Here is a 22,309-nt window from a genome sequence, read left to right on the forward strand (position 1 = left end):
TAAAGATGCTGGTTTATTAAAACCAAGGGGACCCAATTTTTCAGTAGTTATGAACCATAAAAAAAGCCAAGCGAACACTTGGCTTTTCTAAAAACTATGTTGAACCTAAATTAGGAAACGGCTCTTTCATAAATCTTTGCCGTATCCAAAGTCTTCTTTATGGCATTACGCTGCCTCATTAATATCGATTCTGTAGAAGGAGGCAGTACAAAATCTTTATCATTCAAAATATCATCATAGGTGTTCACAGCTTCCTTTTCGCCGCGCTCCACCTCGCTCAACATAGCTTCATCATTATTAGAATTGAAGTAGGATTTTAAGTTCATCCAATTTCTATGTAGTGTTCCCATGGCGCTCCCTCCTTTATCTGGGTTTTGCCCAAAGGTTTTTATTTCACTTTTCAACTCATGGCCAAACTCATAACGTTGCTTAGCGCGAGTCATAAAAAACTTTTCAAAAATTGGATTGTCTACATGTTCTGCAGCTTCTTTAAAACCTTTCTCCGCATCGTATGTACGGGTTAACAATTCATTCAACTTATTACTCATTTCTACGGAATATTCCATAATCTCTTATCATTTTAAATTCAACATTATACGTTATTGACTATCAACAACACTTAATAATTTAAAAGAATAACTCCCAATATCAAGTATTTAACAGTGTTTATAAGCGATTTAACAGCTACTGAACCAGCTGTTAAGAGATTTAACTTTTTAACCCTAAATAATTGGCATATGGGAAAATAAGGCTATATTTGCACCCGCTTTTCGGGTAAAAGCAAAAAATGAATTAATAATCAAGGGTCGGGCACCCAACAAATTAATGTGATATGCCAGTAAAAATTAGATTACAACGCCACGGTAAAAAAGGAAAACCATTCTATTGGGTAGTAGCAGCGGATAGCCGCTCTAAAAGAGATGGTAAATTTTTAGAAAAATTAGGTACTTACAATCCTAATACCAATCCTGCTAGTATTGACTTAAATGTTGATGGCGCTGTAAAATGGTTGAACAATGGAGCGCAACCAACTGATACTGCTAGAGCTATCCTTTCTTACAAAGGTGCACTTTTAAAGCATCACTTATTAGGCGGTGTAAGAAAAGGTGCTTTTTCTGAGGAAGAAGCGGAAAAGCGTTTTAATGCATGGTTAGAAGAGAAAGAAAAAGCTGTACAAGCTAAGGTAGAAGGTCTAGACCAAGCAAAAGAAGATGCTAAAGCCAAAGCATTAGCAGCAGAAAAAGAAGTTAACGAAGCGCGTATCGCTGCACAGCAACCTGTTGTAGAAGAAACTCCAGAAACTGAAGTAGCTGGTGATGCATCTGCAGAAGTAGAAGCTGTTGAAGCTGCACCAGAGATGCCAGAAGAGGCTCCTGCAGCTCCAGAAATGAAAGAAGGCGAAGCTGATAAAGAATAATTTGTAGACGATGCGCAAGGAAGATTGTTTCTACCTAGGCAAAATCGTTTCAAAATATAGCTTCAAGGGTGAAGTTCTAGTAAAACTAGATACCGATGAACCCGAAATCTACGAAAACATGGAATCAGTATTTGTCCTTTTAGGGCGAAATCTGGTTCCATTTTTTATTGAAAAGTGCCGCTTACACAAATCGGCCCTACTCCGTATAGACTTTGAGGATGTAAAAGACGAAGCTGCCGCAGACCGAATCATGGGAAGCGAACTGTATTTACCGCTTTCCTTTTTACCCAAACTTAGTGGGGACCAGTTCTACTATCATGAGGTCATAGGATTTAGAATGATAGATGCCGTTCATGGCGATATAGGCGCCGTTGTTTCCATTAACGACAGTGCTAGTCAAGTTTTGTTTGAGGTAGAAAAAGAAGGCAAAGAATTATTGATTCCCCTGAATGACGACATCATCACCAAACTAGACCGCCAACAAAAGGAAATACATGTATCCACCCCTGATGGATTGGTAGAACTGTATTTAGGCGAATAATGGCAGAACCTTTTACCTTTAAACAATTTACGGTGCACCAAGACCGCTGCGCCATGAAAATTGGCACAGATGGGGTACTACTTGGCGCTTGGGCACCCTTGCACAACCAACCCGATTCCATTTTAGACGTGGGTACCGGAACGGGCGTAATTGCTCTGCAATTGGCCCAACGCAGTTCCGCAGAACTTATAGACGCTTTGGAGTTAGACGATGCCGCCTATGAACAATGCGTTTCCAATTTTGAAGCATCGGATTGGGCAGACCGCTTATTTTGCTACCACGCAGAATTCTCTGAATTTGTAACCGAAATGGATGCAGAGGAGTACGACCTAATTGTTGCCAACCCTCCTTTTTATACGGAACAGGTAAACAGCGGTTCTTTAGAAAGAGATGCAGCCCGGCAAGAATCTTCATTACCCTTTCCAAATTTATTGGAAGGCGTTGCCAAACTTTTGACTCCAGAAGGCGGGTTCGCTTGCATTATTCCGTTTAGCGAAGAAAAATCTTTTTTGGTTACAGCAAGAACTTACGGCCTTTATGCTACCAAAATAACCCATGTAAAAGGTAACTTTACGGCTCCCATAAAACGCAGTTTACTGTATTTAACTTTTGAAGAAAAGCAGCCCATGGTGAACGACTTGGTAATAGAAAAAGAGCGCCACCAATACACCGAAGATTACATTAATCTTACCCAGGATTTTTATTTAAAAATGTAAAGACCTCCTCAGTGCTTCTTATCTTTGAAGAGAGACTAAACTGAAGCATATGGACCCAAAGGATTTTTCTGCACCCGATTATTATTTATTAGACGATGTTTTGAGTAGTGAACATAAAATGGTTCGTGATGCTGCGCGTTCATGGGTAAACAAAGCTATTATCCCTATTATTGATGAGCACGCACAAAATGCTACTTTTCCCAAACTTGTAATAGGCGGCTTAGCAGAAATTGGCGCTTTTGGCCCTATGATACCAGAAGATTATGGCGGCGCTGGTTTAGATTACATCAGCTACGGTTTGTTAATGCAAGAAATTGAACGTGGCGACAGTGGCATCCGCTCTACCGCTTCCGTACAATCTTCTTTAGTCATGTACCCCATTTATGCTTTTGGTTCCGAAGCACAAAAACAACAATTTTTACCCAAACTGGCATCTGGGGAATTTATGGGCGCCTTTGGACTAACGGAACCCAACCACGGTTCTAACCCCGGAGGTATGGAAACCAAGTTCAAAGACCAAGGAGACCATTACTTATTAAACGGGGCCAAAATGTGGATTTCCAATGCCCCATTTGCAGACGTGGCCGTGGTATGGGCCAAGGATGAAAATGGTAGAATCCATGGTCTTTTGGTAGAACGAGGAATGGAAGGCTTTACCACACCAGAAACCCACAACAAATGGTCCTTACGCGCATCTGCCACGGGAGAACTTCATTTTGACAATGTAAAAGTTCCAAAGGAAAATCTATTACCCGGTAAAAGTGGGCTATCTGCCCCTCTACATTGCTTAGATTCTGCACGGTACGGCATTTCTTGGGGCGCAATAGGAGCCGCAATGGATTGTTATGATACCGCTCTACGCTATGCCAAGGAACGTATGCAGTTTGGCAAACCTATTGCCGCTTTTCAACTACAACAAAAAAAGTTAGCCGAAATGGTCACAGAAATCACCAAAGCACAATTGTTAGCATATCGGCTGGGACAATTAAAGAATGAAGGTAAAGCCAGTTCCGCCATGATTTCCATGGCAAAACGAAACAATGTTGCCATGGCATTACAAGTAGCCAGGGAATCTAGGCAAATTTTGGGCGCTATGGGAATTTCTGGGGAATTTAGCATCATGCGACATATGATGAATTTAGAAAGTGTAGTAACCTATGAAGGTACCCACGATATTCATCTTTTAATTACAGGGGCTGATATTACTGGTATACAGGCTTTTAAATAAAAAAAGCCCCTTTAATGGGGCTTAACCAACTAAAATAAACTAACTCAAACTTTCTTTTAAAGGTTGCATATTAATTACCTTGAAAATAACCAGGCCCAAAAATTCCGTTTTGGGCAACTACTATTGGGGTACTTATATAATCATATCTAAAGGTGTTGTTTAGCCATAAAATTTCTCCTGTGCTGGCATTCATGCTAAAAAAGCCGACGTTTTCATCTATATCCGCAGTTCCGGTGATATTATGACCATGAAAAAATAATCTTCCGTTTGCGTAGACTGGACTGGTATCGATTGAAATATCTTCTTTGTACCAAATTTGACTCCCATCATTTAGATTTACGGCAAATGGTCTACCATTTCTTGCAAAGGCAAAGCTGCTTGCTTTTTCATACACACCAAAGACAACATCATTAACAATTGTTGGTGTCCACATAGTATCAAAGCCGGTCTCTATTATCCATGAGGGGGTGCCTGTATTCACATCCAAACAATAGAGTCTGGAATAAATAGTATCATCAACAGGGATTCCATGAAACACAATCTTATCAGCACTTATTTGTGGTGTACTTACAGCATCTGCTGCAAAGCTCCATATAACTTCTAAAGAGTTGAGGTCAATAGCATACATGTTTTTTGCTGGCAAGTATATTATATCATTGCAAATTACGGGTTCCCCTGTTGTTTCATAGGGCAATTCAATCTTGTTAATTAACTTACCTGTATTTTTATCTAAAATATGCATGTAAGGTGGTATACTTGATGCAAAAGGTATTTCTGAAAATAGGTACACTTTATCTTTGTGTACTATCGGAATTCTATTTTCTGTAAGAAGATTATCTAATTCACCATTAATATTTGAAGAATAATACCATAACAATTCACCGGAAATTGCATCTACCGCAACCATTACACCAAAACTACCTGAAGCATAACAAACACCATTTTTAATATTTATACTTGTAAATCCTAGACTACCAAAGTCGTAATCTAACATAGGCACATCCCAGAGCAAGCTCTTGGTTTCCAAACTTATTGCATTAATGGCGTTATCATCCGTACTAACATAAATGACCCCATTGTAATAATTGGCAACTCCTTCTGGATATATAAAATCATCAAAAGTATATACTATTTCTTCCGAGCCAGTTTCTGGATTTACAATTACAACGCTTTCATCCCATCTAGTAATTACAAAATTATTCAGGCTAGGGTCTGCATTAAAAAGGTCATTTGGATTATTGGTTTTAATATCCTCAAATAGAGACTCTTCATTTGTTTCACTACTACAAGAAGCTATTACTAGTAAAACGAGAAGAAGAATAAAATATAGCATAGATTTACTTAAATACCTCATCTTATTCTACTGAAAAATTAAAGACCTCTGATTCTGATGTGTTATCCTTGGTATCAATAGTTTTTACCTTCCAATAATACGTTTGACCAGCTTGTACTGTGACGTTTACGGAATTTTGAGTTGTGGTACCTAAACTATTGGATGGTGTTTCATTGGTGTCTAAATACACTTGGTATTCAACAATATCATTATCAGCATCGCTACCATTCCATTGTAAGTTTACAGAAGTGGTATTGCTAATTGTTGCTCCGTTTACAGGTTGCGTTATTAATGCAGGAAAAGGTGCATAGTGCGTTTCTCCAACACCTTCATTAAAAAATCGCCAGGTTTCACTTCTGGTATCATCGTTGGTATCGTTAGATTTGGATACTACAAACCAACTATAACTTTTACCTCTTTCTAGTGTAATTGTTGCTTCTGTTGTTGTACTGGTTTGTTTAACGGTAACCCCACTTTCAACATAACTTACATTAACTTCGTACGAGTCGGTGTCAGAAGCTTCTTGCCATTGAAAAGTAATAGTATTCTCTAAATCATTAATTATAGTTCCTTGAGTACAAAGTTTATTGTTTTCTGGAAAAACTAGAGTGGCTACACCTGGAACTGTACCGTTATTGTTGTTATTATCATCAGTGTCATCTGTCGGCTCTTCTGAGGTTGAACAAGAAAACATGAAAACAAGAGGTAATGCAAAGGCATAAATTATCTTTTTCATTTTCTTATAATTTTTTTGGTGATAGTAATATTTTTTGACTCCATTTTTATGATGTAAGTTCCTTTACTTAAATCAGAAATATTTGTTTGAGCTTTTCCGCCAGTAATATCTAATAGTTCTCTTTTTACAAGTTGGCCGTTAACAGAAAAAACGGTTAAGATTAGTTGTTCATCTTGGTTGTGGTTAGGAAATGCTATAAAAAGCTCTTTACCCTCTACCGGGTTAGGATAAACATAACTATTACTGCCTAGAACAATAAGTTCTTCATAAGAACCTTGGCAGTCTTTTGCAGTGGATACGGTTAACGTATTCTTATTTGCGTCTAGGGGTAGTGTAATTGAATTTTCAACTGTTTCGAAAATTTGATTATTAAGTTGAATAAAATATCTTGAACTACCAGATAAGATTAAGGTTACTGATTTTTGGTCTACATCTGTTATCGAATCAACCCCTAATGCCTCAGGTTCTGACAATTGTACTTCAAAGCAAGTTTCTGCATTTTGATTTCCTTGTTGTGATATGCACGCTGAATATTGCCCTGGAGGTAAATTCTCAATGGTTACGGTTTCTAAAAAGTTTACAGATTCATTAATGCCGTTTCCAGTAAACAATACTGTATAATTAGCACTGTTTACAGCAGTAATTTGGACAACACCGTTTGATAAACCAATACATGAAGTATCTGTAATTTGAACCGTAAAATTGTTTTCAGGGTTTGAATTTATTGGACAACCATCTGCATCAACAGGGGTGCCTGTTGGTGTATTTGGGCATTTGTCAAAATCGTTAAGAATGCCATCTCCATCCAAATCATTAGGGTCAGTATTATCATTATTTAATACTACGGTAACTGTATAATTTTGAACTGTATTTGCCGTAGAGGTAATAGTATAGGTTACTGCGTTTGTAAAATTGTTTACCGTTATTCCACTTTGTTGGGTAATCCCATTAACTGTTGCAACAGCACCATCTGATAAAGTGAATGTAGCAATTAGAGCACTTAAATCGGTATCTTCTGGAACGATTGCACTAATCTGATTGCCAGATATGGTTGCATTTACAGTGGGTGTTAAATTATTGAAACTAAAAGACAATATAGCGTTACCGCTATCTGAAGGAGGTTCTTCTGTTTCTCTTTCACCTTGTGTGTACCACGTACCCCATTTTGCTTGGCCAATTAGACCCGTAGCACTTCCTTGGGCAGTTATTTTGTCTGTGTTTAGATTAATGACAGCAATTAGCTCACTGTCATCCGTGGCGTAGGCATCAAAAATTAACTTAGAATCGTCACTTGCATAATTAGGAAACCCAAGTTTTTGATTCACAAATATGGTATTTAATTCACCGGTTTCAATATTAGCAGCCAACACCTCATATTCATCGGATTGAAAATTAAAGTAGTCAAAAGCCACTATGTTACCAGAGGTTTTTGAAAATGAAGGATTACCTATACTAACTCCTTCTGGTAAACTAGAAAATAGTTTTTGAATGCTCCCATCACCAAAGGTGTTGGTGGTGTAATCCCACACTTTAACAAAACCCACGTCCCAATAATCTATTGATACCCCAAAAGGATTTTCCAATGCATTGTATGCGTCATACATAATGTACTCACCAGAATAATCCCATTCCATGGCATCAGGATATAGTACGTCACCTGTAGACACTCCATCGGCAGAAGTTGGATTATACAATGTATATTCTTGAAATTCTCCCGAAACTAAATCAAAAACATAAATAATATTAGTGTCGTCGTTGGTGATTGCCGAAAATTTGGTTCCATCTTTTGAAAGGGCTACCTGAGACCAAATAGGTTGATCAGAAACCACTTCTTCACTAATATTGTTTTCTTCTAAGATGATACCATTAACAGTGTTGTTTTCTGTTACATATAATGCAATGCTACCGTCATCTGTAACGCTCGGTTTTCTAAAAACTCCAGCCTGTGATACGGGTACAAAATTCTCGCCATTAGTATCAGAAATGTAAAGCGTGTTCGGGTCACCAGAATTTACATCAACACTCAAAATAAATTCGTTACCATTGAGTGATGGTAAATCATCATTGGTATCAGTTCCTCCATTGCCATTACCATCGATGATACCCACGGCATCATAGGCATCAATAACAGATTGTACTTCTGCAGAACCAGTGCCATGTAAATCTGTTGCTGCATTAATTACGGCAATTCGTAAATCAATAAATTGAGAAGAGGCCGTTAAATAATCTACAAGTGCTTTGTAATAGATTTGTTCAGCTTTGTCTTTGCCTATAGCTGTTGCTACTAAGTAGTACGCTCTGTTAACTATGCCACTATTAATATGAACACCACCATTGTCTTGTGTACCTGTGTATATTTCATCCATATGAGCGGGTTGCCATCCTGGATCACCAAAAGAGTTACCTCCATTGTTCGGATTTTGCATATCTCGCATTGCTCCAGAGGTATAGTATTGATTGGTTACAATATCTTCTGCAATTAGCCAATCATCACGATCTATCATTGCCCCAAAAATGTCAGCAAAAGATTCGTTTATGGCACCTGATTGGTCTTGGTAAATTAAATTGGCAGTGGTTCCAATAACGCCATGACCCATTTCATGACCTCCAACATCTAAAGCACCAGCTACAGGGTTAAATGCAAAATCCCCGTTGCCGTAAGCCATGAAGGAACCGTTCCAAAAAGCATTGTCAAACCCGCTACCATCCGTATCTGCAACATTGATAATGGAATAAATTGTTCCGCCTTCTCCATTTAATGAATTTCTATTAAATGTATTCTCAAAATAATCATAAGACACACTTGCGTTGTAGTGTGCCGAAACTGCAATAGGGTTGGTGTAATTGCCATTTCCTTCTGACACATAAAAAAAGGAGGGATTTTCTGTGTCATAAGGCTGATTATTAAAATCTAGCGTAACTATTGCTCCTACCAAATTGTCTGGCACTTGGGTTTGTGCTGCGTTGAACATAGATTTAGTAGTGTCGAACATATAGGTTTCCGTACCTTCTATGTAGCCATTAATTTGTCTTTGCACACCATTTAAGTCGGTAAGAATATCTGAGGTTGGTGGTAAAGACTCAGCAGAGCTTGGTGTTGATTTATTGTTATGTTTGTGACCTTCAAAATGTTCATGAGTAAGCGTACAGGTGTGGTAATATTTGGCAACAATAGCCCCCGATTCTGCATTTATAAAATACTCCCATCTATCAACGTAATTTTCAAAGGCCGTTATGTGCCATACCAACACTAGAGATTGTTGGTGATTATACCATACCAACTCCGACTCTGGTCCCGGAATGGTTATTTGGTTTACACTTTTTTTGGTTTCAATGATAGAAGTATTTAAGTCATTCTCAATGATTTCAAAACAATAGGAAGCATTGATTCTGGGATTGGCGGTTTGTATTTCTATACTTGGATAGATTTTACCAGTATAACTCACTTTGTCTTTGTTCTTGCTAATGTGTACATAACTTTCGCCTCCAAAAACCTTTACTCCGTTGAAGATTTGTTGGTATTTTAAATGTGTTTTTCCATTCTTGTCTACATGAGATTCTTTAAGTTGAAGTTCGTCTGTAACAGAATTAATTTTAAGTTGAGGTAATAAGGTTTTTAAATAATTGGTGCTGATTTCGTTAACTGTAGATTTATTTACTTTACTGCCAATAACAGCACTGTTAAATACGGTTCTACCAGATTTTGATAAGACCGTTTTTATAGGCATAAATTCAGAACTCTTGTTAAATGTTTGGGGTTTAGCAAAATGAAAACTTGAGATGGTTTGCTGCTGTGTTTTTTTATTAACTTTTTCTTGAACTTTTTTTTGAAGTAAAGTTGGTTTAAGTTTTTCAACTTTTACATGACCATCTTCAGAAGTGCCTCGCTTTTTATCAGCAAAGGTTTTTTGGGCAAAAAGGCCCCCTAAGCCAATAAAAAACGAAAAAACTAGTAAGACTGTAATTTTCTTTTTCATTAGTAGTTAATTAGTTGTTTTGTATAGCATTTTATATAGTGTTCTTATTTCTTTTGAAACCTGTGGGTTTGCAGTGTCCCAAACCATACGGTAAGTGGACTTACCATCTATGTCTTCTAAAAAAGCAAACATATTACCTGGTTTTTCAATAGGTGTATTGGTTTGTTTTAAATCAGCTAACATTTTAAATAAGAGCTTGACTTTATCTTTGGGAACATTTGGAAGTTCCGTATATTCTTTCGTAATAGAATTGTTCTTAAATAGTTGACCATTGGGTAACAAAGCAAACGTGGTTACCATTCCTGTTACACCGCCACCTGAACCAAATTGAATATATTTTTCAGGTAATTCTTCAAAAGTGTATTGTTGAGACTTACATCCAATAAAGAGTAACACGATTAATAGATTAAAAATATAGGTTGGCTTCATAGTATTCTGTAAGACAAATAGTTGCCAACGAATGTATTTAAAATAGAAACCGTAGTAAATACCCTAAAAGTTGTATTTTTTTCTACTGGTTTCTGGGTATATTTTTAAAAGGTATTTCTTACAACCAAGAGTTGTATTATATTGAGTTAGATTAGTTAATACAAATAATTTTATGCGGATTGCATTATTGTTATTATGTGGACTTTTTTATGGGCTTGCAACTGCTCAATTAAGCACCACCAGTAAAATAGATAGCTTAGAAAATGAGCTAACCACAATTTTTGCAATAGAAAGAGAACAGCCAAGTGCTTTGATTAATGAGAGAAAAATTGATGCGCTATGCGAACTTTCAAGAGCTTATGATGGAACAGACTCAATAAAAACTTTTAGTCTAGCCAATAATGCCCTAGAATTAAGTCTAAAAATTAAATACAGAAAAGGTATTGCAGATGCCAATTATGCTTTGGGAAGGGCATATATGTATATTAATCCAGATACTGCTATAGTTTACCTTAACAAATCAGTATCAATTTTAAATGTTTTACAACATAAAGATGTTTCTGATAGCTTGAAAGCGCTTTGGGCCAATTGTAATTATAATTTAGGTTTAACTTATGGGTATGTAGGTCAACATGAAAAGGAACTGGAAATAACAGAAAAAGTGCTACCTATTGTTAAGGAGCTAAAAGATAGTTTGTTTCTCGCAAACATCTATACCAATTTAGGTGTTAAGAATATAAACTTAGTTAATTACAATGATGCTTACCAAAGTTTGGTAAAAGGTGAAATGGTTTATGCTCAGTTGGGGTATCCAGAACAGGCCACTTTCAATTTAATTCAGTTAGCAATGGTTCAAGAGCGACTAGATTCTTTACCTCAAATGAATCTTACCTTGACTAAAGCTGAAGAGTTATTAGAGCGGTATCCTAATACCTTTGATCAATTCAATTTTAACTTGCAAAAAAGTCAATATGAGCTTAGAATAAAAGAGTACAAGAGCTCATTAAATACGTTGGATAAAGCTTACAATTTTGTTAAAAATTATAAGTCGTCTAATCAATATGGTATGGTTATGCAGCGCTATGCTAAACTGTATGAGCAAACTAAAATGTTCGATTCTGCGAGTAGTTACATGACAAGATATTTAAACCACTCTTTAAAATCTAGTGATGGTATAGGGGTTTTTCAAGCATATTACTCTCGATCAAAAATTAATGCTTCGGCCAAAGACTATAAAAGTGCTTACAAGGATATGTTGGCAGCCGTGGATGTTTATGACAGTATTGAAATACAGGCTTCGGTTAAAAAAACAAAGGAATTAGAACTAAAGTATACGGCTGCAGAAAAAGAGCGGCAGATACTGGCATTAGAAAATGAAAAAAATGAAAATGCACTAGCCTTAGAAAAACAAAAATCAAGAACCTATTTCTATGGGATGGTGATTGGTTTACTAGGCTTATTAATGGTATTGGGTTATGTCTTTTACAGAAATAAACTCAGAAAAACACGCAGAAAACAAAGACTTAAAGAGGCTGAACTTGACCTTTTAAAACAAGAGCAACAGAATAAAATATTTTCTGCTATGATAGAAGGTCAGGAAAAAGAACGTAAACGTCTTGCAATTGATTTGCATGATGGTTTAGGAGGAAGGTTATCTGGTATAAGTTTAAATCTTTCAAAATTAGATAAAGATGAACCTAACGAGTATCCTAAAGATAGGCTATCCAAAGTAATGAAAGATTTAGATGATTCGTTAAGTGAATTACGCGTTATTGCACGTAATTTAATGCCAGAAACGTTAGTGAAATTTGGATTGCAAGCTGCACTTAAAGATTATTGTACAAATATGACGGGTACTGGCACTAAGGTGACCTTGCAGTTTTATGGCGATGAAAAAGGAATTGATTTGAATCATCAAGTAACTATTTTTAGAGTAATCCAAGAGCTCATAAATAATGCAGTTAAACATGCTAAAGCAACCGAGATTTTAATACAGTTTATACGAGAAGGCGACACCATAGATATTACAGTAGAAGATAATGGTGTGGGTATGTCAAAAGAAATTTTAGAAAAAGAACAAAAAGGTATGGGGCTTTCAAACTTAAAAACACGTATTGCTTATTTAAAAGGAGAGTTAGATTTTCATAGCATAAAGGATGAAGGTACTACTGTGAATATACATCTTACCATTAATGCAGCATAAACCAATTGAAATAGTAATAATAGATGACCACCCTATGGTTATTGAAGGTTTAAAAACACTTTTAGAGGGGTTTGAATCGCTTAGTGTAAAAAACTATTTTACCACTGGCAAGGAAGCACTAAAATATTTAAAAGTGAATGCCGTAGATGTAATATTATTGGATGTTAATCTTCCAGATATTAGTGGAATAGATATGGCGAAACTGATTTTAGCAAAAAACTCAAAATCAAAAATATTAGGACTTAGTACATATAATGAAGCAAGTATAATAACACAAATGATTCGTAACGGGGTTAAGGGTTATTTGTTAAAAAATGCAAGTGCCGACGAGTTATGCTTGGCTATTAAACAGGTTTATAATAACAATGTGTATTATGGCCACGAGGTTCAAAAAATTCTTACTGAATCTATTGCACAAGAAGTAGTAGAAATACCACAACTAACAAGAAGAGAAAAACATATTTTACAACTAATAGCAGATGGTAAAAAAACTAACGATATAGCAGAAGAATTATATATTAGTCCATTAACTGTTGAAACACATCGTAGAAATTTAATGCAAAAAATGGATGTTTCTAACGCTGCTGCAATGGTAAGATTTGCAATTCAAAACGGTTTATTGTAGCCTAAACAAATTTCCTTTTTTAAATTAGTTATAGTGGTAATTCTGGACAACAGTGGGATGCACCTAATGGATGGGCTCCGTTACAGTGGATGACCTATGTTGGGTTAAAAAATTATGGCCACCAGGCATTAGCCAAGACTATTGCTACCCGCTGGGTACAATTGAACGAAAAGGTTTATGAGAACACTGGCAAATTTGTAGAAAAATACAACGTAGCGGATTTAACCTTAGAAGCGGGCGGTGGAGAATACCCCGTGCAAGATGGCTTTGGTTGGAGTAACGGAGTATACTTGGCGCTTAAAAAGGAGTTGGAACAACAGTAACTTTTGCTAAAAGATAGTATTCGCTATTCGATAACATACGCTTTGCCCCCTATAAATAACATATCCGTATCTATAACATTATCTCCTTCTGCACCTATGGCAAAGGAAAGTTTTATAGTAGCACCATTATTGTACGACAAACTGATTTCGTTACCCTTAATATGGTATACACCAGATTTTTCATCGTTTTTCCAAGCTGAAGAACCATACGCGGTTACCCCGCCATTTTTTGCATGGGTAAAATGCTTATCATCCAAAAACGTTAGTTTAGAACTAAAAAGAGCCATTAACCCATTACCATAGACACCCCCAGAAACCTTCTCATACGTTCCGATTAATTTAATTTTGGGGTTATAAGGAAATGCCACGAACCAATTACCGGAATCCAAATCATATTGGTAGGACTTGTTCTCCTCGTTGGTCAACGTAAAAATGGTTCCACTTTTTGTCCATTTGCCCCAAAGATTAGCATTGGCAGTTTTTGACTTTGAAATATCAACCTTAGACAACGCTTCTTCTCCTATTTCAAAATAGGTTCCATCCTTAAACAAGACTATAGGTTCAAATGATATGGCTGCTGGATAACCACCTGTAACTCTAAAATACCACCCATCTACATTTTCTAAATTGCTTTCACCTTTTTGAGCCCAAGAATTAGAACAACTAAACAAAACCACTAAAAGATAAAGCGCTGCTTTCATTTTTCACTACGAATTAATTCTCTAACACTTAAAAATAAGAAATTTAAATTCTAAAAAAGCTACAGTTTCTCCACAGTAACCTTTACACTTTTACTTATAGGCGTGTAACTACGGTCTGCATAATGGTTTATGGGCACCAAAACATTGGTTTCTGGAAAGTAGGCTCCCAAATTTCCTTCTGGAATATTATAAGGTATTACCAAGAATTTTTCTGCCGTACGCTTTACACCATCATAATGGCTATGTAAGTTTACCACATCGCGCTTAGCCAAACCTTTAGCGGCCATATCCTTCTTATTCATGAACAAGACCCGTCTTTCATTATAGACCCCACGGTAACGATCGTGCAATCCGTAAATAGTGGTATTAAACTGGTCATGAGAGCGAATGGTCATCAACATAAATTCGTCCTCATTTAAATCGTGATTTGGCAAGTTATTCACCATTAACTGCGCTTTACCATTGGGCAAATGACTAAAATCTTTATCCCTAGCATTATTGGGCAAATAATACCCAGAACCTTTGGCACGTTCCTCCGTATCTTTAAAGCCTTTTGCCACCTTGTCTATCAGCTCGCGGACCATTTCATAATTATCTCCCAGCGTTTTCCAATCTACAGAATGATTCCCCTTAAAATAGGCATTGGCAATATTGGCTATAATTTCGGGTTCGCTTACCAAATCGCCAGAAGCAGGTTTGAGCAAACCTTTGCTATGCCTTACTTTCCCCATACTGTTTTCTACGGTAAAGCTACGCAGTTTGCCATTTTTCATGTCCTTTTCGGAGCGCCCCATAGTAGGCAAAATCAAAGCAGTTTTACCAGTGACTAAATGCGAACGATTCAACTTGGTGCTTATTTGCACGGTTAAATCACAATTCTGAATAGCTTCGGCAGTATATGCCGTGTCTGATGCCGCCATTAAAAAATTGCCCCCCAAACACATAAATACTTTAGCATCGCCCTTATGCATTGCCATTATGGCTTTTACCACATCCACACCTTCTTCCGTAGGCGCTTCAAAACCCAAATGCTCTTTGATGCGCTGGTTCATGGCCTTATCTACAAAATGTTGTATGCCAACGCTACGGTCTCCTTGTACATTGCTATGCCCCCTTACTGGACATGTGCCCGCATGGGGTTTACCTATAGCCCCTTTCAACAGCAATAGATTAATAAATTCCCGTATGGTCTCTACTCCATTTTTATGCTGTGTAAGCCCCATGGCCCAGCAAACAATTATTTTAGAAGATGGCGCCAATAACTGTACCGTCTCGTCTATTTTTGCCTCGGAAACGCCAGTCATTGCAATTAAATCTTGCAAATTGTGCTGGTCCAAATCGTTCATTACTGCTTCATAACCTTCTGTGTATTTCGCAATAAAATCATGGTCAAAAACTGAATTACCTTCCGCATCTAATGCCTTTAACTTTTTTAAGATGGCCTTTACCAAAGGAATATCTTGATTTATGCGTACCTGCAAATGAATGTCTGCCATGTCTTCCCCACTAAGCATTCCTTTTACATGCTGTGGATTCTTAAAATGCACAAGCCCTGATTCTTCTAGCGGATTAATACTAACCACCTTACCCCCATTTTGCTTGCATTTTTCTAAGGCCGATAACATTCTAGGGTGATTGGTACCTGGGTTTTGCCCAGCTATGATAATCACTTCTGCCCCGTACAAATCATCTAAAGTAACAGAACCCTTACCAATACCTAAAGTTTCGCCCAATGCGACCCCACTGCTTTCATGACACATATTGGAGCAATCTGGCATGTTATTGGTACCAAAAGCCCTTGCAAAGGTGCCGTATAAAAAAGCGGCCTCGTTACTAGAACGCCCAGAGGTATAAAAAATAGCTTCATTTGGGTTGCTAAGCTTGTGTAAATGCTCTGCAATAAGCTGATAGGATTCTTCCCAAGAAATAGGCTCGTAGTGGATGCTATTGGGGCGTAATACCAGAGGTGACACCAAACGCCCAAACCTATTTAATTCGTAATCCGTTAGTTGTGATAATTCCTCTACCGAATGCTTAGCAAAAAAAGTAGCGTCTATTTTATCTGTGGTTGCCTCATCTGCTAAGGCTTTTGCCCCATTTTCACAATATTCTGCAATCTTAGAAGGATGTTCTGGGTCTGGCCAAGCACAGCTAGGACAATCGAACCCCTCTAACTGATTCATTTTAAATAAAGCTCGGGTAGAGCGCACCACCCCCATTTCTTTAAATGTATGTTTTAAAGCTTCTTTTACACCGAGCATGCCCGCAGCATGTTGTATAGGGTCACCTAATTTTAAACCCGTAAATTCTGTAGATCCCGTAAAAGAGACATTTCTTTTGTTATGCGCCATTTTATTGCAGTTTAGGATTGGGGTAGTTGTCTGATTGGTCCTCTATGGTATTGTCCATACACGTAAAGTCTTTTTCTAGGAGCAGTCCTAAACTACGCCCAGAGGGCATCAACATTTGATTACTATACCCCACTTGGTCATTGTAAAACCAATTTTCACAAAGGTCTTCTGGCATAAAAAGTGTAATTGTAGTACCCTCAAAAGCAGCCTCTAATTGACTAAGTCCTTTCATGGCTTTGACAGCGTAAGTAAATACTGAAGACTCAAAATGTGTTTGCTCTTCTATATAGCCAGAATCTGAAAGTTGCTTTACTTCGGACTGGGTTAGTCTAAAGCGAATAGCATCTCCTTTTATGCGAATTTTCATGTGTTTGATTTTACGAACCTCTAATGTACGCATTAGCCCTCGAATGAGGGCGCCCAAAACGGTTTATCATTAGCCCTATCACAAAAGCAAATAAAAGCGTTAACTCACCTATTTAGAGCACACTAGAAACACCCATATCATTACTGTTGATAAATTGTCTAGTAGATTAGGCTTTTATTCTTTCTAATTTAAATTTGATTACAACACCAAATAAACCCTTGAGTAGAATTATCCAAGATTGCTATCAAATGCCTTTTTTTTGCACAGTGCTAAGCACATCTATTAAACCATCAAACTTTTTCACCATTCTTTTTCTTGTCTTCCAATGCCTTTTTACCAGCGCGCATATCTGCATAGCGAGGGTCAGAGACATAATCTTGCTTTTGCATCTTAATAACCTCAACACTTAAAAAACCAAATTCGCTCACCACTTTACCATAAAACCTATAAATCCCTTTGCCCCTAAAACTATATTTGGCGGCGACTGGCGGAAAAAGAACCGTATCAAACACCTCTCCGTAACAATCTAAAAGCGTAGCAAAATGCATGCGTTTACCCGTATGTGTTTTGGTATTTTTTACCGTAACCAAATACCCGTAAATATCTATATGCTTGTTTAAATACGCCTGCAAATGCTGTTGCCCGTTGCTGTTTTTAGCAGGCTCTGCCAACAATGCAAAAGGGTTACACAGCGGAAAACCCAATAGCTCCCACTGTTCAAAAGCTGTTTCTAAATCCGTAGTATGTAGTTTGGGAATTTGGAACTTGGGTTGCTTAGGCTTAAAAAGCTTTGGATGTTCTACACGTTTGCCCTTGGCCAACGCAAAATGTGCTTTCCAAAGTAATTCATGTTTATTGATTCCTGTAAACCTAAAAGCATCTATACGTATTAAAATACTCAACTGCTCCATAGCAATAGGCACACGGTCTATAAAATCTTCCAGAGATAAAAAACGTCCTTGGGCCACGCGTTCGTTAACAATGCGTTGCATTACACGCTCTTCCAAATCGCGCAGGTACATAAACCCTAAATAAATATGGGTGCCGTAGATAACATTAGCCGCTATACTTTGATTTACGCAAGGCGGATGTATGGTTGCCCCAAGCATACGCGCATCATGAATGTAAAATTCGGCACTATAAAATCCGCCCCCGTTATTGAGTACCGCCACCATATATTCCAATGGAAAATAGGCCCGCAAAAATAAACTCTGATAGCTCTCTACCGCATAAGAGGCCGAATGTCCCTTGGCGAAAGCATAACCAGCAAAACTAGCCACTTGGTGCCACACCTCATCTATCAACGCTTCTGCATACCCTTTGGCCAAGCAATTGCTTCGGAATTTATCCTTGACTTTTTCAAACTCTTCGCGCGAGCGAAATTTACCACTCATGCCCCTACGGAGCACATCTGCCTCTCCTAAATCCAAATCTGCAAAATGATGCGCCACCTTTATCACATCTTCTTGGTACACCATAACCCCATAGGTTTCTGGCATAATAGATAATAATACCGGATGTCCTTTTTCTTCTGCCCTTCCTGGATTACGATGCCTAAGAATATACTCCCGCATCATACCGCTTTTAGCCACCCCAGGCCTAATTATAGAACTGGCCGCCACCAACCCCAGATAATTATCTACCTCCAATTTTTTAAGCAGCATGCGCATAGCGGGAGACTCCACATAAAAACAACCCATGCATTGTGCTGTTTTTATTAAATTATTGATGGTAGGGTCTTTAAAAAACGTCTTTACATCATGAATATCAAAAGTGAATTTTTCTGGCTGATTGTATTGTACAATACCCAAGGTATCTTTGATTTTACCTAGACCGCGCTGTGCAAGGATATCAAACTTATACAAGCCCACATCTTCTGCAGCTATCATATCAAAATGAACAGTAGCAAAACCTTTTGGCGGCAAAAATGTGGCCGAAAATTGCTGCAACGGGCCCTCGCTTATTAAAATACCGCTAGCATGTACGCTTACATAATTGGGCATTCCATGAATAAGCCTTCCGTATTTGAGCACCAACTGCGCTATAGTATCTAGTTGTTTTAGGTTGGTTTGCCCCGCACTCAAAGCATCTATTTCTTCTTTAGGTAACCCAAACACCTTGCCCAATTCCCGGATTACTCCTCTTTCCTTAAATGTAACATAGGTACCTACCAGCGCTACATGGTTAAACCGATTAAAAATATATTGCGTCATGTGCTCGCGGTCTCGCCACGAAAAATCAATGTCAAAATCTGGCGGGTTGGCGCGATAGAGGTTGATGAACCTTTCAAAATACAAATCCAAATCCATTGGGTCCACATCTGTAATTCGCAATAAATAGGCCACCACACTATTGGCGCCACTACCCCTACCCACATAGAAAAAACCCTGCTTGCGAGCATAACTCACAATATCCCAATTAATGAGAAAGTAAGACACAAAATCCATCTGGATAATTAAATCCAGTTCTTTTGCCATACGGTCTTTTACAGCCTGGGTTACCTCTGGATACCGATACGGCAGCCCTTCTTCTGCCAATTGTTTGAGCAAGGCTACATCTTCTGAGGCATTGCCAGTATAGTGCCGTAAGTTTTGGGTCTTTTTATCGGCAGAAAAATCAAAAAACAGCTCACAGCCATCCAACAGTTTTTGGGTGTTTTCCAAAATAAAACTGTATTCTGAGAACACTTGGGCCAAATTGGCGATAGGATACATTTTCTCTTCTTCGCTGGCCACCTGGTCATCGTCTAGCTTGCTTAACAACACATTATTATCAATGGCACGTAATAGCCTATGCGCATTAAAATCGCGCTTGTTTCTAAAAGTAACCGGCTGCTGCACCACCAGCTTGTCCGTATAATTTTTAAGTCGAGAAAAAGGCAGTCTCCGCAAATCGCGCACAGAAATACCTATAAACTCATGCGGCAGAAATTCATCATACTCATTCAACAATACTTTCTCAAACGGATATACCACAAAGGCATTTTTAAAAACAGGAGCCCGTTCTGGAATAGGAATATGCTGATGTAAAAAACGGGACAAATAAGTATTCAATTCTTGAAACCCCTCATTATTCTGTGCTACACCAACAAAACACTGGTCTACGCCATTTCTAAAATCGATACCCAAAATAGGTTTTACGCCATATTCTGGCGCCTTACGTACAAAATTTAATGCCGCAGAAGTATTATTTATATCTGTTAACACCAATTGCCGCACATGATGCTCTTGTGCCAATTGCAAAAGCGCTACCTCAGAAAAGGTTCCAAAACGCAGGCTGTAATAAGTATGGCAATTTAGATACACGGTGTTTATTTTTCGTTGTTCGTTGTTCGTTGTTCGTTGTTTGTTGTTTGTTGTTTGTTGTTTGTTGTTTGTTGCATGCATTTTTTTTTAAATTGATACTGCTAGCAACTAGGTTTTACTGTTTTCTGTGTGCTAAAACAACAGGTGGTTGCCCATTAAATGGGTTTTGCATTCTACCAATGGTTTTGGCGCCCATAGCAGACGCTCGCAATACGGCCCTGTCCCCAAAGCGCTGCCGCACTTTATCCATGGCTTGGTATAGATTCAAGGTTTCTTCCGTATCCTCGAACAAGTTTATCTGGTAGTTTCCAGATACCAGATGGCTAAACCGCACCCCAACCAAGCGCACCAACATTCTTTTATTGTAAAGTGATTGAAACAACTCCATCACCTTAGGTATTAAAATATGGTCCGCACTGGTGTAGGCAATTCGTTTTTGCTTGGAATAGGTGTTAAAATCTGAATAGCGAATTTTTACCGTAATACAAGCGGTAAGCTTTTCGCCACGCCTTAACTGATAGGCCAAATTCTCTGTCATTGCCGTTAAAATACCCTTGAGCTTGACCACGTCTATCGTGTCTTTATCAAAAGTGCGCTCCGTAGAAATAGATTTACGCTCGTTAAAAGGAACCACTGGCGTATTATCTATGCCTTGTGCCCTTTTCCAAATAAGCACCCCGTTGGCACCCAGCACTTGATGAATAACATCTTTGGGCATTTCTTGCACGGTTTTTACTTGGCGTATTCCCAGATTACGTAGGGTTTGATAGGTTTTATCGCCCACCATGGGTATTTTTTTAATGGACAAAGGAGCCAGAAAAGGTTTTTCGTACCCAAAATCTATTTTTATTTGATTGTTAGGCTTTGCCTCATTGGTAGCAACTTTAGAGACCACTTTATTTACCGAAAGCCCAAAGGAAATGGGTAAACCCGTCTCCTTGATTATTTTTTTCCGCAGCTCCGTAGCGTATTTGTACGAGCCAAAAAAACGGTCCATCCCTGTTAAATCCGCATAAAACTCATCTATACTGGATTTCTCAAAAACAGGCACCTGCTCTTTAATAATCTCGGTAACCACATCTGAATGCTTGCTGTAGGTACCCGCATTGCCTCGAATTACCACCGCCTCTGGACACAACTGTTTGGCCATACGCATGGGCATACCAGAATGCACCCCAAAACCACGAGTTTCATAACTACAGGCCGCCACCACACCACGGTCACTTGTGCCGCCAACCAATAATGGACGGTGCTTTAACGCTGGTTGTATGAGTCGCTCTACAGACACATAAAACGTGTCTAAATCCAAATGTAGAATAGTCTTGTTCATACCACTTAACTCCCCTACTGCTAACTTGTTAGACATCCCTTTTTAACAATCAAAAAGGCAATCCACAAAAAGGGGGAAGCTAAATTATGGAATTATTCCATTTATTTGGATTTTATCCATGTTAAAATATCAACATGAATAATATAGATTCATTTGGGACCTTAGTAGCAATTAAAGACTCTACTAATAAGGGGGTAATAATGAATAGTACAAATAATAAAAAGTCCAAAAAGTCCAAAAAGGCCTTTATTTTCAACACTTCACAGCGTTTTTAGTCTAATACGGTAAAATAATTAAAAAGTACATTTAGTTGAATTTTCTTGAATTCTTATAGACCAATGTTAGTTTATACCTAAAATATTGGTACAACCCTTTAATATAGCGGTCTAAAAAGGTTTTAAATAGCGTTTAAATTCTTTATAAAATGCTCATGTACTTATTTCTATAGTATGAAAAGTACAGTTTGGGCAGTCATTTGGGCAGTCATTTGGGCAGTCATTTTCATGTATAAATATTAACGTAGAAATAGGGATAAAAGCATAAAAAAGGGATAAAAACACTTAAAAACACACGAAACAAGGGGGATAATGTAATGTATTAAAAGTAAAAAAATACCTTATAACATTGACATACAGCAGTTTATAGATTTTTATTGTTTTTTATGTGTGTAAGCGTCAAATACTGATGTGCGATTTGTTTGCTCTATCATAGGGTGTAATTATCGCTT

At 37.8% G+C, this 22,309-nt stretch carries 17 protein-coding genes; 7 read left to right on the forward strand and 10 right to left on the reverse strand.

The genetic code is table 11. The features are described from left to right. Positions 1 to 110: 110 nt before the first annotated feature. The gene (locus tag HCO57_RS07015) at positions 111 to 566 is read right to left on the reverse strand and encodes a ferritin-like domain-containing protein (RefSeq protein WP_167988422.1); all 456 of its coding nucleotides are present in this window, start codon (positions 564 to 566) and stop codon (positions 111 to 113) included. 266 nt (positions 567 to 832) lie between these two features. Here HCO57_RS07015 and HCO57_RS07020 point away from each other — a divergent pair, with 266 nt between their 5' ends. Genes HCO57_RS07020 through HCO57_RS07035 form a run of 4 tightly spaced genes read left to right on the forward strand, consistent with a single transcriptional unit; the run spans position 833 to position 3,902 of the window. After that, positions 833 to 1,417: a 30S ribosomal protein S16 gene (locus HCO57_RS07020; RefSeq protein WP_167988423.1), complete on the forward strand. Its 585-nt coding sequence runs from the start codon at positions 833 to 835 to the stop codon at positions 1,415 to 1,417. 10 nt (positions 1,418 to 1,427) lie between these two features. After that, positions 1,428 to 1,958 carry a ribosome maturation factor RimM gene (rimM, locus tag HCO57_RS07025; RefSeq protein WP_167988424.1) on the forward strand — a complete coding sequence of 177 codons (531 nt, stop codon included), beginning with the start codon at positions 1,428 to 1,430 and terminating at the stop codon, positions 1,956 to 1,958. After that, positions 1,958 to 2,674, forward strand: coding sequence for a tRNA1(Val) (adenine(37)-N6)-methyltransferase (locus HCO57_RS07030; protein ID WP_167988425.1), 717 nt, complete (start codon positions 1,958 to 1,960; stop codon positions 2,672 to 2,674). Before rimM ends, HCO57_RS07030 begins: the two co-directional genes overlap by 1 nt. 49 nt (positions 2,675 to 2,723) lie before the next feature. Then, positions 2,724 to 3,902 (forward strand): acyl-CoA dehydrogenase family protein, encoded by a 1,179-nt coding sequence (locus HCO57_RS07035; RefSeq protein ID WP_167988426.1) that lies wholly within the window; start codon positions 2,724 to 2,726, stop codon positions 3,900 to 3,902. Between the two features lie 70 nt (positions 3,903 to 3,972). Here HCO57_RS07035 and HCO57_RS07040 read toward each other — a convergent pair whose 3' ends face one another. From HCO57_RS07040 to HCO57_RS07055, 4 genes are read right to left on the reverse strand one after another with little or no spacing between them, the layout of a single operon-like run. Beyond that, positions 3,973 to 5,235: a PQQ-like beta-propeller repeat protein gene (locus tag HCO57_RS07040; protein WP_167988427.1), complete on the reverse strand. Its 1,263-nt coding sequence runs from the start codon at positions 5,233 to 5,235 to the stop codon at positions 3,973 to 3,975. A 22-nt stretch (positions 5,236 to 5,257) separates the two neighbouring features. Then, positions 5,258 to 5,971: an Ig-like domain-containing protein gene (locus HCO57_RS07045; protein WP_167988428.1), complete on the reverse strand. Its 714-nt coding sequence runs from the start codon at positions 5,969 to 5,971 to the stop codon at positions 5,258 to 5,260. Continuing rightward, positions 5,968 to 9,948: a M4 family metallopeptidase gene (locus HCO57_RS07050; protein WP_167988429.1), complete on the reverse strand. Its 3,981-nt coding sequence runs from the start codon at positions 9,946 to 9,948 to the stop codon at positions 5,968 to 5,970. The genes HCO57_RS07045 and HCO57_RS07050 overlap by 4 nt, the downstream gene beginning before the upstream one ends. 6 nt (positions 9,949 to 9,954) lie before the next feature. After that, positions 9,955 to 10,377 carry a hypothetical protein gene (locus HCO57_RS07055; RefSeq protein ID WP_167988430.1) on the reverse strand — a complete coding sequence of 141 codons (423 nt, stop codon included), beginning with the start codon at positions 10,375 to 10,377 and terminating at the stop codon, positions 9,955 to 9,957. 172 nt (positions 10,378 to 10,549) lie between these two features. On the opposite strand from HCO57_RS07055, the gene HCO57_RS07060 reads away from it, so the two are divergent. From HCO57_RS07060 to HCO57_RS07070, 3 genes are read left to right on the forward strand one after another with little or no spacing between them, the layout of a single operon-like run. Further along, positions 10,550 to 12,580, forward strand: a complete 2,031-nt coding sequence (locus HCO57_RS07060; protein WP_167988431.1) for a sensor histidine kinase — start codon at positions 10,550 to 10,552, stop codon at positions 12,578 to 12,580. Beyond that, on the forward strand, positions 12,570 to 13,205 hold the full coding sequence (locus HCO57_RS07065) for a response regulator transcription factor (protein ID WP_167988432.1): 636 nt from the start codon (positions 12,570 to 12,572) through the stop codon (positions 13,203 to 13,205). The genes HCO57_RS07060 and HCO57_RS07065 overlap by 11 nt, the downstream gene beginning before the upstream one ends. A gap of 23 nt (positions 13,206 to 13,228) precedes the next feature. Beyond that, positions 13,229 to 13,528, forward strand: coding sequence for a trehalase family glycosidase (locus HCO57_RS07070; RefSeq protein WP_317171137.1), 300 nt, complete (start codon positions 13,229 to 13,231; stop codon positions 13,526 to 13,528). Positions 13,529 to 13,551: 23 nt separating this feature from the next. On the opposite strand, the gene HCO57_RS07075 is transcribed toward HCO57_RS07070, so the two are convergent. The 5 genes from HCO57_RS07075 to dinB all read right to left on the reverse strand — a co-directional run bounded on the left by HCO57_RS07075 (position 13,552) and on the right by dinB (position 21,582). Then, positions 13,552 to 14,229, reverse strand: coding sequence for a hypothetical protein (locus tag HCO57_RS07075; protein ID WP_167988433.1), 678 nt, complete (start codon positions 14,227 to 14,229; stop codon positions 13,552 to 13,554). Between the two features lie 59 nt (positions 14,230 to 14,288). Then, positions 14,289 to 16,580 carry an FdhF/YdeP family oxidoreductase gene (locus HCO57_RS07080; RefSeq protein ID WP_167988434.1) on the reverse strand — a complete coding sequence of 764 codons (2,292 nt, stop codon included), beginning with the start codon at positions 16,578 to 16,580 and terminating at the stop codon, positions 14,289 to 14,291. A 1-nt stretch (position 16,581) separates the two neighbouring features. After that, positions 16,582 to 16,947, reverse strand: coding sequence for a DUF7009 family protein (locus tag HCO57_RS07085; RefSeq protein WP_136949351.1), 366 nt, complete (start codon positions 16,945 to 16,947; stop codon positions 16,582 to 16,584). 290 nt (positions 16,948 to 17,237) lie between these two features. Further along, positions 17,238 to 20,252 (reverse strand): DNA polymerase III subunit alpha, encoded by a 3,015-nt coding sequence (locus HCO57_RS07090; protein WP_167988681.1) that lies wholly within the window; start codon positions 20,250 to 20,252, stop codon positions 17,238 to 17,240. A 115-nt stretch (positions 20,253 to 20,367) separates the two neighbouring features. After that, positions 20,368 to 21,582, reverse strand: a complete 1,215-nt coding sequence (gene dinB, locus HCO57_RS07095; RefSeq protein ID WP_080318052.1) for a DNA polymerase IV — start codon at positions 21,580 to 21,582, stop codon at positions 20,368 to 20,370. Between the last annotated feature and the right edge of the window lie 727 nt (positions 21,583 to 22,309).

Source organism: Croceivirga sp. JEA036 (genome assembly GCF_011882165.1).
Classification (GTDB): Bacteria; Bacteroidota; Bacteroidia; order Flavobacteriales; family Flavobacteriaceae; genus Croceivirga.